The organism is Pseudomonas sp. NFACC02 (assembly GCF_900110765.1).
Lineage (GTDB): Bacteria > Pseudomonadota > Gammaproteobacteria > Pseudomonadales > Pseudomonadaceae > Aquipseudomonas.
The window spans coordinates 1-13375 of the sequence record NZ_FOEO01000013.1 but is presented as its reverse complement, the minus strand read 5'-3'; the positions used below and the strand labels follow the sequence as shown (position 1 = coordinate 13375).

The following is a 13375-nucleotide window of genomic DNA, read 5'->3' as shown; positions in this document are numbered from 1 at the left end:
AGACAGGACATGAGTGCAGTGATTGATGACCATGGCCACGACGCGGGCCATGTGCATGGTCCGGCCAAAGGCCTGATGCGTTGGGTGCTGACCACCAATCACAAGGACATCGGCACCCTGTACCTGTGGTTCAGCTTCTGCATGTTCCTGCTCGGCGGCTCGTTCGCCATGGTGATTCGTGCCGAACTGTTCCAGCCCGGTTTGCAGATCGTGGAGCCTGCGTTCTTTAACCAGATGACCACCATGCACGGCCTGGTGATGGTGTTCGGGGCGGTGATGCCGGCCTTTGTCGGGTTGGCGAACTGGATGATCCCGCTGATGATCGGCGCGCCGGACATGGCGTTGCCGCGCATGAACAACTTCAGTTTCTGGCTCCTGCCCGCTGCGTTCCTGCTGCTGGTGTCGACCCTGTTCACGCCGGGCGGCGGACCCAACTTCGGCTGGACGTTCTACGCACCACTCTCCACCACGTACGCGCCGGAAAGCGTCACTTACTTCATTTTCGCCATCCACCTGATGGGGATCAGCTCGATCATGGGGGCGATCAACGTCATCGCGACCATCCTCAATCTGCGCGCGCCCGGCATGACCCTGATGAAAATGCCGCTGTTCGTCTGGACATGGCTGATCACGGCGTTTCTGCTGATCGCGGTGATGCCGGTGCTCGCCGGGTGCGTGACCATGATGCTGATGGACATTCACTTCCACACCAGCTTCTTCAGCGCGGCAGGTGGCGGTGACCCGGTGTTGTTCCAGCACGTGTTCTGGTTCTTCGGGCACCCCGAGGTGTACATCATGATCCTGCCAGCATTCGGCGCGGTCAGTTCGATCATTCCGGCGTTCTCGCGCAAGCCGCTGTTCGGCTACACCTCCATGGTCTACGCCACGGCGAGCATCGCGTTCCTGTCGTTCATCGTCTGGGCGCACCACATGTTCGTGGTCGGCATCCCGCTGGTCGGCGAACTGTTCTTCATGTACGCGACCATGCTCATCGCCGTGCCGACCGGGGTGAAGGTGTTCAACTGGGTGAGCACCATGTGGCAGGGCGAACTGACGTTCGAGACGCCGATGCTGTTTGCCGTGGCCTTCGTGATCCTGTTCACCATCGGCGGGTTTTCCGGATTGATGCTGGCCATTGCGCCTGCGGACTTCCAGTACCAGGACACTTACTTCGTGGTCGCCCACTTCCATTACGTGTTGGTGCCCGGCGCGATCTTCGGCATTTTTGCGTCGGCCTATTACTGGTTGCCGAAATGGACCGGCCACATGTACGACGAAACCCTGGGCAAGCTGCATTTCTGGCTGTCTTTCATCGGCATGAACATGGCGTTCTTCCCCATGCACTTCGTTGGGCTGGCGGGAATGCCGCGGCGGGTACCGGACTACAACCTGCAGTTCGCCGACTTCAACATGGTCTCTTCGATTGGCGCGTTTACCTTCGGTGCCACGCAGATCTTCTTCCTGTTCATCGTGATCAAGACCATCCGTGGCGGCCCGCCAGCACCGGCCAAACCGTGGGATGGCGCCGACGGACTGGAGTGGACCGTGCCTTCGCCCGCGCCTTATCACACGTTTGTGACACCGCCGGAAGTGAAGTGAGAGAGCCAATGACATGAGCGACACACCGCGCCCGAACAAGCGACTCGTGACCCGCCTGCTGATGTTGGTGGTGGTGATGTTTGCGTTCGGTTTCGCGCTGGTGCCGCTGTACGACGTGATGTGCAAGGCGCTGGGCATCAACGGCAAGACCGGGGATCAATACACGCAGACTCAACAGGTGGATGACAGCCGTCAGGTGCGGGTGCAGTTCCTGGCGACCAACAATGCCGACATGACCTGGGGTTTCTTTCCCAAGGCCCAAGAGCTGACGGTTCACCCGGGGGCGGTCAGCGAAATGCTTTTCGTGGCGCAGAACCCGACGGACAAGCCGATGACGGCCCAGGCAATCCCGAGCATCTCGCCCAGCACCGCCGCCGTGTATTTCCACAAGACCGAATGCTTCTGCTTCACCCAGCAAATGCTGCAGCCGGGCGAGCGCATCGAAATGCCGGTGCGCTTCATCGTCGACCGCGATCTGCCCAAGGATGTGAAACACCTGACGCTCGCTTACACGCTGTTCGATATCACCGCTCGCATGCCGCCGGTTGCCCGCCCCGTTGCGGCATCGGGTGGTTAGGCCGATAAGGCCGAGGAGATTCAGAAGATGGCAACGCATGAGCATTACTACGTCCCGGCGCAGAGCAAATGGCCGATCATCGCCACGGTCGGCATGTTCATCACCATGTACGGACTGGGCACCTGGTTCATTGACTTGAAGGCAGGACGCGAGTCCCACGGACCGATCTTCTTTGCCATTGGCGGCCTGATCGTGGCCTACATCCTGTTTGGCTGGTTCGGCACGGTGATCAAGGAAGGTCGAGCGGGGCTTTACAGCGCGCAGATGGACCGGTCATTCCGCTGGGGCATGAGCTGGTTCATCTTTTCGGAAGTGATGTTCTTTGTGGCGTTCTTCGGTGCGCTGTTTTACGTACGCAACGTTACCGGGCCGGCACTGGGTGGCGAAGGTCCGAAGGGCATCGCGCACATGCTGTGGCCCAACTTTCAGTACGCCTGGCCGCTGCTGCAAACGCCCGATCCAAAGTTGTTTCCACCGCCCAGGGAGATTATCGATCCCTGGCATTTGCCGCTGATCAACACCGTGCTGCTGGTCAGCTCCAGCGTCACGGTGACCATCGCTCACCACGCGTTGAAGAAAGGGCATCGGGCCGCGCTGAAACGCTGGCTGGGGCTGACCATCTTGCTGGGCCTCGGGTTTTTGATACTGCAGGCCATGGAATACCACGAGGCCTATACCGAGCTGGGTCTGACATTGGGGTCCGGCATTTATGGCGCAACGTTCTTCATGCTCACGGGTTTTCACGGCGCCCACGTGACCATCGGCACGATCATCCTGTTTGTGATGCTGATGCGGATACTGCGCGGGCATTTCGATGCCGAGCACCAGTTCGGGTTCGAGGCGGCGAGCTGGTATTGGCACTTTGTGGATGTGGTGTGGGTGGGGTTGTTCGTTTTTGTGTATGTCTTGTGATTGCTGGCTGCTGGCCTCACGCAGACCTGTAGGAGCGTGGCTTGTCCCGCGATCTACCGCGAAGCGGTAGCGAATCCGGTAAACGCGGTCAGCCTGTGATACCGAGTGCGCAGGTTTTACGACGGGTCCCGTCGGACGCGACCCCGGCGCGATCGCGGGACAAGCCACGCTCCTACAGAGGGACGGCGTTGAGTCACCAAGGCGTGTGATAAACCAGCTGCCCGCTGAAATACCCGTAGGCAATCAACGCCAGGGTAATGGCAGCGCAGGTCACGCGCACGGTCAGGGCTTTGACCAGGCGGGTGGATGATGCGTCGTCCTTGACCAGAAAGAACAGGCCGCTGAACAGACTGACCACCGTGGCGATGAGCATAAAAACAATGGCCGCTTTGAGCATCGGGTCACTCCGGGAGCAAGCGCTATGCAAAGGAGTATAGGTGGGGCGCGTCAGCAGGCGCGGGAGGCGTGATGAAGCGCTTTCGGCCCGGCATTGCGCCCACGCTGGTGGTGCTTCTGTTGCTGCCGGTGCTGATTTACCTGGGCTTCTGGCAGCTCGGACGCGGTGAAGAAAAACGCCTCATGCTTGCGAACTATGACGAGCGCCGCGCCGCACCGCCGATGTCGGCCGAAGGGTTGCCCGCCATTGCCGATCCTGCCTATCGCCGTGTGCAACTGCGAGGGTGCTTCGACGCCGAACACAGTCTGCTGTTGGACAACAGCACCCGCGACGGCAAGGTCGGCGTTGAGCTGATTCAGCCGTTCCATGACCCATCGAGCGGTGTGTGGCTGATGGTCAATCGCGGTTGGCTGCCTTGGCCGGACCGTCGCACGCCGCCTGTATTCGAGACGCCGACGCAATCGCTGAACCTGGACGCGTGGGTCTACGTCTCGCCCGGAGCGACCTTCCAGTTGCATCCCGATGCGCAGAACGACCGTTGGCCGAAGCTGGTCACGGCGCTTGATCCAGCCAAGGTCTGGCCTGAGCTGAATCGCGAAGGCTTCGCTCATGAGCTGCGCCTGGAAGCGGGTCCTGCGGCGTATCGCGTCGACTGGCCAGTGGTCGCGATGGGGCCTGAAAAGCACTTGGGCTACGCCGTGCAATGGTTTGCCATGGCCACCGCGCTGGTCGGGCTTTATCTGTATCTGGGTTTCAACGCGACCGGAACGGCTAGGCGCACACACAAAAACTACAAAAATAAGGAGAAGCCGCATGGGAACCGCGACGAATCCAGCCAGCATGTCTGAAGCCCGCCGGCCGAATAACCGGCGTCGCGGTCGGCTTCAGTTGATCCTGGTGTTGCTGGTCGCGCTCGGGCCGATGGTCCTTGCCACCACCATGTATAAATTCAAGTTCTGGGTGCCGGACAGCCGCAGTTTTCATGGTGAACTGATCGGCAATGGTGAGAGCCGCAGCGAACTGGGCGTGCAGTCCGACGAGAAGCGCTGGCAACTGCTGGTCACCGCGCCCGATCAGTGCGACGCCGACTGCCAGCAACTGGTGTACCTGGCGCGGCAAATCCAGATCGGTCTGGGGCGCGATGCCTCACGGGCCAGCCACGCGCTCACCACCGCCCAGCCCCTCAGCCCCGAATACGACGCCAGACTCACCCGCGAATACCCGCAGTTGCAGCGTTATCCGCTGGACCTCAAGCGCTATCGCCGAATGGCGCCGGGCGTAGAGCTGCCGCAACTGTGGATCGTCGATCCGCACGGCAACCTAGTGTTGCGTTATGGCGCGGAGGTCAACGGCAAGGACCTGCTCAACGACCTGCGCCAACTGCTGAAACTGTCGAACATCGGATAAGGGGGTCATGATGACCAAGCCCGGATTTCGTCTCGCACTGTGTGCAACCCTGTTGGCGCTGGTGGTTGTGCTGCTCGGCGCTTACACCCGCCTGACCCATGCAGGCCTCGGCTGTCCCGACTGGCCCGGCTGCTATGGCTTTATCAGCGTGCCCAAGACCGAGGCGCAACGGGCCCATGCCGAACTGCGCTTCCCGGATGCACCCATTGAGGAGCACAAAGGCCGCAACGAGATGGTTCATCGCTATTTCGCCGGTGGCCTGGCGCTGATGATCATGATGCTGGGTGTTCAGGCCTGGCACCGTCGGCACATCGCCGATCAACCGGTTGGACTGCCGTTGTTGCTGGTAGGGGTGGTCGGCGCCCAGGCAGCGTTCGGCATGTGGACGGTGACGCTCAAGTTGTGGCCGCAGGTGGTGACCGCCCACTTGCTGGGGGGGATCACGACGTTAAGTCTTTTGTTGTTGCTGACGGCCCGGTTGAGTGGAGTGTTCGCGCCGATGCCACAGGTGAGCCCGCGTTTGCGGCGTCTTGCGACGGCCGGTCTGGCACTGGTGGTGTTGCAGATCGCGCTGGGCGGTTGGGTCAGTTCCAACTATGCGGCGATGGCCTGCACCGACCTGCCGACGTGTCAGGGTCAATGGTGGCCTGAAGCTGACTTTGCCAACGGCTTTCATCTGACCCAGCACATCGGCCCCAACTATCTGGGAGGCCAGCTGGACAGCACGGCGCGAACGGCGATTCACCTGACCCACCGCGTCGGCGCGCTGCTGGTGACCTTTTCGTTGCTGGCGCTGGTCTGGCAGCTGAATCGCGCAGGGCTCAAGGGGTTGGCCCGGTTGTTGGTGCTGGCCCTCTTTTTCCAGATCGCCCTGGGTATGAGCAACGTGCTGTTCCACCTGCCACTGGCCGTGGCGGTCGCGCACAACGCCGGGGCTGCGGTCCTGATGCTGACCTTGACCCTCATCAATTACCGCGTCAGGCCGGCAGTCACCGTATCACGCAGGCACGCACCGAGCTTCTGGCAACACGCGCATGTGCTGCTGCATCTGGGGCCGCATCGGTGAACGTAGCCGAACACTTTCAGGTTTTTGTTCTGGCCGGAGGCCGTGAGAGGCCAACTTGATGACGATTGACCGGGATCCGGTCATGAAACTTGCGCTCGCGGTGTGTCAGATACCGTCAGTTGGCAGATTTTGCTGCCGCTGCGCGCCAGATCGCGAGCAAGCTTGCTCCCACGCCCTTCGGGCAGAAGCAATCCGAGACAAGGGGTAGGTCAATGACAACCGCAACCGGCGAGCAGCATCGCCAGGCCCTGTGGCGGGATTATCTGGAGCTGACCAAGCCCAAGGTTCTGCTGTTGATGCTGATGACCTCGCTGGTGGGGATGTTCCTCGCCACCCGTGCCGGCGTGCCGTGGGCGGTGCTGGTGTTCGGCAACATGGGGATCATGTTGTGTGCCGGTGGCGCGGCGGCAGTGAACCATGTGGTCGACCGTCGCATCGATGTCCTGATGGCCCGCACCCATAAGCGACCGATGGCCGAAGGTCGGGTTTCACCTGCCGCCGCCCTCACCTTCGCCGCTGTATTGGCGATCGTTGGTCAGGCGCTGCTGCTGACGTTCACCAACAGGCTGGCCGCCTGGCTGACCCTGGCGTCGCTGCTCGGTTACGCCGTGATCTACACCGGTTTTCTGAAGCGTGCGACACCGCAGAACATCGTCATCGGCGGGCTGGCCGGTGCTGCGCCGCCGATGCTCGGTTGGGTCGCCGTCACGGGGCACATCAGCGCTGAGCCCTTGCTTCTGGTGCTGATCATCTTTGCCTGGACGCCGCCGCACTTCTGGGCGCTGGCCATCCATCGCAAAGACGAATACGCCAAGGCTGCCATCCCGATGCTGCCGGTCACTCACGGCGAGCGGTACACCAAGCTGCACATCGTGCTCTACACCTGCGTGCTGCTGGCGGTGAGCCTGATGCCGTTCGTGATCAAGATGAGTGGCGTGCTGTACCTGATCTGCGCCAGCGTGCTGGGGATTCGCTTTCTGCATTGGGCGCTGGTGTTGTACCGTGGCAGCCGGCCGCACGCCGCGATCAACACCTTCAAGTACTCGATCTGGTACTTGCTGCTGCTGTTCATCGCGCTGCTCGTAGATCACTACCTAGTGTTGAATTTATGACCCGAACGCAAAAAACCGTCTTTATTCTCGTGGCCATCGTAGCGGTGGTGCTGGGCCTGACCGTCAACCGCGTGCTGTCGGGCAAGGGCCAGGGTGACCAGACCGCGCTGATCGACGCGGGTGTGATTCTGTTGCCGCAAAGTCGCGACGTGCCGGATCTGAAAATGGTCGACCAGGACGGCCAGCCGGTATCGCTGGGGTCATTGAAAGATAAATGGACGCTGCTGTTCTTTGGCTACACCTTCTGCCCGGACATCTGCCCGACCACCCTCGCCCAACTGCGTCAGATCAAGAGCGAGCTGCCGAAAGAGGCCGTCGATAAAATGCGGATCGCGCTGGTCAGCGTCGATCCGAACCGTGACACACCGCAGCAGCTCAAGACGTATCTGGGTTATTTCGACAAACAGTTCGTGGGCCTGACCGCGCCGGTGGACACCATCCAGAAACTGGCCAATGCGGTGAGTATTCCATTCATTCCGGCCGACACCAGCAAGCCGAACTACACGGTCGACCACAGCGGCAACCTCGCCCTCCTCGGCCCGGACGGCACCCAGCGCGGTTTCATCCGCGCACCATTGAACAACCAGAAGCTGATCGCGCAGTTGCCGGGGTTGGTGGAAAGGAAGTGATGGGGGATTGTTCGCTACGAATTGTGTGGCGGATGCCAGACCTGTGGGACAGATGATCGTGCCCACGCTCCGCGTGGGCATGCATCCCGTGACGCTCTGCTTCACAGTGGCCGCAGAGCGGCCTGATCGGCGTTCCCACGCGGAGCGTGGGAACGATCAATCAAATCGGTGTCGCGAGGCCCTGATCAGAACGCCGGAACCACCGCCCCTTTGTATTTCTCAAGAATGAACGCTTTGGTTTCCGGGCTGTGCAGTGCGGCGACCAGTTTCTGGATGGCCGGCGAATCCTTGTTGTCTTCGCGGGTGACCAGAATATTCGCGTACGGAGATTCCGGGCCTTCGATGATCAGCGCATCCTTGGTTGGATCAAGCTTGGCGGTCAGCGCGTAGTTGGTGTTGATCAGCGCCAGGTCCACCTGAGTCAGCACGCGTGGCAAGGTGGCCGCTTCCAGCTCGCGGAATTTCAGCGCTTTCGGGTTCTGCTGCACATCGCTTGGCTTGGCCGTGATGCTGGTCGGGTCTTTCAGGGTGATCAGACCGGCCTTGACCAGCAGCAGGAGCGCGCGGCCTTCGTTGGTGGCGTCGTTCGGCAGAGCGACGGTCGCACCATCAGGCAGGTTGGCGAGGTCCTTGATCTTGTCCGAGTAGGCACCGAAAGGCTCGACATGAACCTTGGCCACGCTGACCAGATGCGTGCCTTTGCCCTTGTTGAATTCATCCAGGTACGGCTGGTGCTGGAAGAAGTTGGCGTCCATGCGCTTCTGATCGACCTGCACGTTCGGCTGAATGTAGTCGTTGAAGACCTTCACGTTCAGCGTCACGCCTTCTTTGGCCAGCGTCGGTTTGACGAATTCGAGAATCTCGGCGTGCGGCACCGCCGTGGCGGCAACGGTCAGGGTTTCATCGGCGTGGGCGGAAAAGGCAGCCACGGCAGCGAATACGGCCAACAGTTTTTTCATGGTTCTACTCCTTGAAATGCGCGCGGGGTGGCGCGCATTTGCCGGTCGGCGACCGGCGAATTCAATTAACGGTGCGAAAAATGCGCGACCAGTCTGTCGCCCACGGTTTGCAGGATCTGCACCAGCACCAGCAGCAATACGACCGTCACGAACATCACATCGTTCTGGAAGCGCTGGTACCCGTAGCGAATCGCCAGATCACCCAGACCACCCGCCCCCACGGCGCCCGCCATGGCGGTGAAGGACACCAGCGCAATGGCCGTTACCGTGATGGCCGCCAGAATGCCCGGACGCGCCTCCGGCAGCAGCGCCTTGACGATGATCTGCCGCGTGGTGGCGCCCATCGCCTGAATCGCTTCGATGATGCCGCGATCCACCTCCCGCAATGCCGTTTCGACCAGACGCGCGAAGAATGGCGTGGCACCTGCGATCAGCGGCGGTAGCGTGCCGAGAATTCCCAGCGAGGTGCCGGTGATGATTTCGGTCAGCGGCATCATCACGATCAACAGGATGATGAACGGCAACGCCCGGAGCATGTTCACGATCAGGCCGACGGTGGCGTAGACCGACTTGTTTTCGAGCAACTGGCGCGGCGACGTCAGGAACATCAGCACGCCCAGCGGCAGGCCCAGCAGCACGGTGAAGGCCAGCGATACGCCCAGCATGATCAGGGTATCGCCGGTGGCGACCCAGATTTCATACCAGTCGACGTTGGAAAACAGATTGATCAGGGTATCCATCAGCGCAGGATCTCCATGTGAACGTCGGCCGCGGTGAAGCGGGCGAATGCGGCGTCCATGTCGCCGCCGGTAATCGCCAGCGTCAGTTGCCCGTAAGGCGTGTCCTTGATGCGGTCGATGCGGCCGGCCAGGATGCTGTAGTCCACGCCGGTTTCCCGCGCGACGGTGCCCAGCAGCGGCGCGTAGGTCGCTTCGCCCTGAAAGGTCAGGCGCACGATACGGCCCTGCACATGAGCGAAGTCGGTGTTCTGCTCGTTCTCGTCGACCTGTTCGTCTTCCTGAACGAAGCGCCGGGTGGTCGGATGTTTGGGATGCAGAAACACATCGGCAACAGGGCCCTGCTCGACGATCACACCCGCGTCCATCACCGCCACCTGATCGCAGACGCGACGGATCACGTCCATCTCGTGAGTGATCAGGACGATGGTCAGCTTCAGCTCGCGGTTGATCTCGGCCAGCAACTGCAGGACCGACGCCGTGGTTTGCGGGTCGAGGGCGCTGGTGGCCTCATCGCACAGCAGAATCTTTGGCTTGGTCGCCAGCGCACGAGCGATGCCGACGCGCTGCTTCTGACCGCCGGACAATTGCGCGGGGTACTTTTTTGCGTGGTCGGACAGCCCGACACGGGCCAGCAACTCCGCCACTCGCTGGTCGATCTGCGCGCGGGACATGTCCCCGGCCAGGGTCAGCGGCATGGCGACGTTGTCGGCGACGGTCCTGGACGACAGCAGGTTGAAGTGCTGGAAGATCATTCCGACCTGTCGACGAAAACCCCGCAAGCCGTCGGCATCCAGGGCGGTGACATCGACGTCATCCACCAGAATCCTGCCGCCGCTTGGCGCTTCCAGGCGGTTGATCAGGCGTAGCAGGGTGCTTTTGCCCGCACCGGAGTGGCCGATCAGGCCAAACACCTGGCCGTCTTCGACGCGCAGGCTGGTCGGGTGCAGCGCGGGGATTTCCCTGTCGGCGACCCGATAGGTTTTATGGACGTTTTGAAACTCGATCACTTAGCGAACCTTGTGGGGCGCGGTAGAAAAAACAGCATGCGAGAAAGGTCTCGAGCACACTGCTGGGCGATGCCATTTCGGCCGTTTATCGCCTCGGCTGGATAAACCGGGCGCGCATTTTAGCCTGTCAGGCCGGGGTTGGGCCCAGAATTCTTAGCATTTATTTAGCGGACCACCTGCCAAACGGTCATATCGCCAAATACCGCGGGTCTGACCTGGGCTGAAGCAACGTTAGACCAAAGGTCAGAAAAAACACGGAACGGCCCTTTTTTCTCTCAGTCACTAATTAAGCGCCGCGATTTCCCCTGTCTCCTGTCCGGGAAATCCTTGCTTAACGAGCTTATTCCGCCTTTCGCCTATGGAAGAACGAGAAAGAGCCGCCTGAACCGAGGAGTTTTGAACCGATGGCTACAAAGAAACCAGCACCTGTAAGTCCGACATCCACGAGTGACCTTGCCGGTACCGATACCTTGGATCGCGGCAACACCAACGAGAAACTCGAAAGTCTGGAGCAGTTTCGCTCAGACGCTACAGGGCAAGCTCTGCGCACCAATCAAGGCGTGAAAGTCGCCGACAACCAGAACACGTTGAAAGTCGGCAGCCGCGGCCCGTCGCTGCTTGAAGACTTCATCATGCGCGAGAAGATCACGCATTTTGACCATGAACGCATTCCGGAGCGCATCGTTCACGCACGCGGCGCCGCCGCCCACGGCTACTTTCAGACCTACGAGAACCATTCCGCGCTGAGCAAGGCCGAGTTCCTGCGTGATCCGGGCAAGAAAACTCCGGTGTTCGTGCGCTTCTCCACGGTACAGGGCCCACGCGGATCCGGTGATACCGTACGTGACGTACGTGGCTTTGCGGTCAAGTTTTATACGGGCGAAGGCAATTACGACCTGGTCGGCAACAACATGCCGGTGTTCTTTATCCAGGACGCGATCAAGTTTCCAGACTTCGTGCATGCGGTGAAACCCGAGCCCCATAACGAAATCCCTACCGGCGGATCGGCGCATGACACTTTTTGGGACTTCGTCTCGCTGGTGCCCGAGTCCGCGCACATGGTGCTCTGGACCATGTCCGACCGGGCGATTCCGAAAAACCTGCGGAGCATGCAGGGCTTCGGCATTCATACCTTCCGCATGATCAACACCGAGGGTAAATCCTCGTTTGTGAAATTCCACTGGAAGCCCAAGTACGGCACTTGCTCGTTGCTTTGGGACGAAGCCCAGAAGCTCGCGGGCAAAGACACGGACTTCCACCGCCGTGACCTGTGGGAGTCCATCGAGTCAGGTGACTATCCTGAGTGGGAGCTGGGCGTACAGATTGTCGCCGAAGAAGACGAGCACAAGTTCGACTTCGACCTGCTCGACCCGACCAAGATCATTCCGGAAGAAATGGTGCCGGTGACGCCGCTGGGCAAAATGGTGCTCAATCGCAACCCGGACAATTATTTTGCCGAAACCGAGCAGGTCGCTTTCTGCCCCGGCCACGTTGTTCCAGGCATCGACTTCTCCAATGACCCGTTGCTGCAGGGCCGTTTGTTCTCCTACACCGATACGCAGATCAGCCGCCTCGGTGGCCCGAACTTCCATGAGATCCCGATCAACCGCCCGGTTTCGCCGAACCACAGCGGGCAGCGCGATGCTCAGCACCGCATGACCATCGACAAGGGCCGCGCTTCCTATGAGCCGAACTCCATCGATGGCGGCTGGCCGAAAGAAACACCGGCCGGCCCACAGGATGGCGGCTTCGAGACTTACCAGGAGCGCGTTGAAGCTCACAAGGTGCGTGAGCGCAGTCCATCGTTTGGCGATCACTTCTCGCAAGCCACACTGTTCTTCAACAGCATGAGCGAGCACGAGAAAGAGCACATCATCGCGGCGTACAGCTTTGAGCTCGGCAAGGTCGAGCGCGAGCACATTCGCGCACGTCAGGTGAACGAGATTCTGGCGAACATCGACATGACCCTGGCCACGCGCGTCGCCGAGAACCTCGGGTTGCCTGCGCCAACGGGTCCAACGGTTAAACCCCAGAAGACCGGCAAGCCGACGGTGGATCAGTCGCCATTGCTGAGTCAGGCTAATCTGCTGCCGCCTGATATCGCTTCTCGCAAAGTGGCGATCCTGGTTGCAGACGGTGTAGATGAGAAGGCGGTCGCAACCATGAAGGCTGCGCTGGAAGCCGAGGCGGCTCATGCGAAGGTACTGGGCCCGACCTCTGCGCCTGTGAAAACGGCTGACGGCGGAACGTTGGCTGTGGATGCGTCGGCCGAGGGGATGCCTTCGATCGCATTCGATGCCGTGTTCATTCCGGGTGGCGCCGCGTCCGTGAAAGCCCTGAGCGGCAACGGGGTTACGCTGCATTACGTACTGGAAGCGTACAAGCATCTCAAAGCGATCGCTTATGCAGGAGACGCCAAAGAGCTGATTGATGCATTGCGTCTGGAACCCGATGCAGGACTGCTAGCCGTTTCGGACAGCAAATCGTTCGGCGCTTTCTTCGACGCGATGAAACAACATCGTGTCTGGGCGCGGGAGCCTAAGGCCAAGGCAATTCCGGCCTAAGGTCAATCGCTGCGGCTCGTTCACCGCGGAACTGTGGGAGATTCTATGTTTGGGGGGCAACCCCCAAACGTTTCGTAGGGTCATACTCTTCCCGTTTCTTCATCAGCGAGAAGGCCACCCCTGCCAGCTTCCTGCTCAATATCGTCAATGCTTCAGTTCTGGCTTTTCCCTCGCCTATTTTCTTCTCGTAATACGGCTTCCATGTCGCCGATCGGCAGGCGGCCATTGAAGCGTTGAAGCCTAGTCGGCGTACCTCAGGGTCGCCTTTTTTGCTTAGCCGGCGGCGACCTGATTTGTTCCCAGAGTCCGACACCCGCAAGTCCAGCCCCAGGTAGGCGATATACGCATCCACATTTTTAAACTCGCCTCGAAGAAAGGCCGCAAACAGCGCTGTGGCGGTCAGGAA

14 protein-coding genes are annotated in these 13375 nt (G+C 60.5%); 9 read left to right on the top strand and 5 right to left on the bottom strand.

Annotated features, from left to right (window positions below; all coding sequences use genetic code 11):
* The first annotated feature begins 9 nt into the window (after positions 1–9).
* From ctaD to BMY73_RS13145, 3 genes are read left to right on the top strand one after another with little or no spacing between them, the layout of a single operon-like run.
* Positions 10–1599, top strand: coding sequence for a cytochrome c oxidase subunit I (gene ctaD, locus BMY73_RS13155; protein WP_062386378.1), 1590 nt, complete (start codon positions 10–12; stop codon positions 1597–1599).
* A gap of 13 nt (positions 1600–1612) precedes the next feature.
* Positions 1613–2176 carry a cytochrome c oxidase assembly protein gene (locus BMY73_RS13150; protein ID WP_092407581.1) on the top strand — a complete coding sequence of 188 codons (564 nt, stop codon included), beginning with the start codon at positions 1613–1615 and terminating at the stop codon, positions 2174–2176.
* Between the two features lie 27 nt (positions 2177–2203).
* Positions 2204–3088: a cytochrome c oxidase subunit 3 gene (locus BMY73_RS13145; protein WP_062386382.1), complete on the top strand. Its 885-nt coding sequence runs from the start codon at positions 2204–2206 to the stop codon at positions 3086–3088.
* 193 nt (positions 3089–3281) lie between these two features.
* On the opposite strand, the gene BMY73_RS13140 is transcribed toward BMY73_RS13145, so the two are convergent.
* Entirely contained in the window at positions 3282–3485 is a 204-nt protein-coding gene (locus BMY73_RS13140) for a twin transmembrane helix small protein (protein ID WP_062386384.1), read from the bottom strand.
* A gap of 71 nt (positions 3486–3556) precedes the next feature.
* Here BMY73_RS13140 and BMY73_RS13135 point away from each other — a divergent pair, with 71 nt between their 5' ends.
* The 5 genes from BMY73_RS13135 (at position 3557) to BMY73_RS13115 (ending at position 7699) form a co-directional block, all read left to right on the top strand.
* Complete coding sequence (locus tag BMY73_RS13135) at positions 3557–4333, top strand: SURF1 family protein (RefSeq protein WP_092407579.1); 777 nt, start codon at positions 3557–3559, stop codon at positions 4331–4333.
* Complete coding sequence (locus BMY73_RS13130; protein ID WP_092407577.1) at positions 4299–4892, top strand: hypothetical protein; 594 nt, start codon at positions 4299–4301, stop codon at positions 4890–4892. The genes BMY73_RS13135 and BMY73_RS13130 overlap by 35 nt, the downstream gene beginning before the upstream one ends.
* 10 nt (positions 4893–4902) lie before the next feature.
* Positions 4903–5958 (top strand): COX15/CtaA family protein, encoded by a 1056-nt coding sequence (locus tag BMY73_RS13125; RefSeq protein ID WP_092407575.1) that lies wholly within the window; start codon positions 4903–4905, stop codon positions 5956–5958.
* 212 nt (positions 5959–6170) lie between these two features.
* The gene (gene cyoE / locus BMY73_RS13120; protein WP_092407573.1) at positions 6171–7070 is read left to right on the top strand and encodes a heme o synthase; all 900 of its coding nucleotides are present in this window, start codon (positions 6171–6173) and stop codon (positions 7068–7070) included.
* On the top strand, positions 7067–7699 hold the full coding sequence (locus BMY73_RS13115; protein ID WP_092407571.1) for an SCO family protein: 633 nt from the start codon (positions 7067–7069) through the stop codon (positions 7697–7699). The genes cyoE and BMY73_RS13115 overlap by 4 nt, the downstream gene beginning before the upstream one ends.
* A 185-nt stretch (positions 7700–7884) precedes the next feature.
* Here the strand turns inward: BMY73_RS13115 and BMY73_RS13110 are convergent, their stop codons facing one another.
* The 3 genes from BMY73_RS13110 to BMY73_RS13100 form a co-directional block, all read right to left on the bottom strand.
* On the bottom strand, positions 7885–8658 hold the full coding sequence (locus BMY73_RS13110) for a MetQ/NlpA family ABC transporter substrate-binding protein (RefSeq protein ID WP_062386397.1): 774 nt from the start codon (positions 8656–8658) through the stop codon (positions 7885–7887).
* Between the two features lie 65 nt (positions 8659–8723).
* Entirely contained in the window at positions 8724–9398 is a 675-nt protein-coding gene (locus BMY73_RS13105; RefSeq protein WP_092407569.1) for a methionine ABC transporter permease, read from the bottom strand.
* Complete coding sequence (locus BMY73_RS13100) at positions 9398–10405, bottom strand: methionine ABC transporter ATP-binding protein (protein ID WP_062386403.1); 1008 nt, start codon at positions 10403–10405, stop codon at positions 9398–9400. The genes BMY73_RS13105 and BMY73_RS13100 overlap by 1 nt, the downstream gene beginning before the upstream one ends.
* A gap of 404 nt (positions 10406–10809) precedes the next feature.
* Here BMY73_RS13100 and katE point away from each other — a divergent pair, with 404 nt between their 5' ends.
* Positions 10810–12969, top strand: a complete 2160-nt coding sequence (gene katE / locus BMY73_RS13095) for a catalase HPII (RefSeq protein ID WP_062386405.1) — start codon at positions 10810–10812, stop codon at positions 12967–12969.
* A gap of 43 nt (positions 12970–13012) precedes the next feature.
* Here katE and BMY73_RS13090 read toward each other — a convergent pair.
* The coding region (locus tag BMY73_RS13090; protein ID WP_139214217.1) for a transposase at positions 13013–13375 on the bottom strand (363 nt) is incomplete at its 5' end.

Bases quoted from the DNA above. Each gene is read 5' to 3' on its own strand.
- ctaD (WP_062386378.1), top strand. From the start codon at position 10: ATGAGTGCAGTGATTGATGACCATGGCCACGACGCGGGCCATGTGCAT.
- BMY73_RS13150 (WP_092407581.1), top strand. From the start codon at position 1,613: ATGAGCGACACACCGCGCCCGAACAAGCGACTCGTGACCCGCCTGCTG.
- BMY73_RS13145 (WP_062386382.1), top strand. From the start codon at position 2,204: ATGGCAACGCATGAGCATTACTACGTCCCGGCGCAGAGCAAATGGCCG.
- BMY73_RS13140 (WP_062386384.1), bottom strand. From the start codon at position 3,485: ATGCTCAAAGCGGCCATTGTTTTTATGCTCATCGCCACGGTGGTCAGT.
- BMY73_RS13135 (WP_092407579.1), top strand. From the start codon at position 3,557: ATGAAGCGCTTTCGGCCCGGCATTGCGCCCACGCTGGTGGTGCTTCTG.
- BMY73_RS13130 (WP_092407577.1), top strand. From the start codon at position 4,299: ATGGGAACCGCGACGAATCCAGCCAGCATGTCTGAAGCCCGCCGGCCG.
- BMY73_RS13125 (WP_092407575.1), top strand. From the start codon at position 4,903: ATGACCAAGCCCGGATTTCGTCTCGCACTGTGTGCAACCCTGTTGGCG.
- cyoE (WP_092407573.1), top strand. From the start codon at position 6,171: ATGACAACCGCAACCGGCGAGCAGCATCGCCAGGCCCTGTGGCGGGAT.
- BMY73_RS13115 (WP_092407571.1), top strand. From the start codon at position 7,067: ATGACCCGAACGCAAAAAACCGTCTTTATTCTCGTGGCCATCGTAGCG.
- BMY73_RS13110 (WP_062386397.1), bottom strand. From the start codon at position 8,658: ATGAAAAAACTGTTGGCCGTATTCGCTGCCGTGGCTGCCTTTTCCGCC.
- BMY73_RS13105 (WP_092407569.1), bottom strand. From the start codon at position 9,398: ATGGATACCCTGATCAATCTGTTTTCCAACGTCGACTGGTATGAAATC.
- katE (WP_062386405.1), top strand. From the start codon at position 10,810: ATGGCTACAAAGAAACCAGCACCTGTAAGTCCGACATCCACGAGTGAC.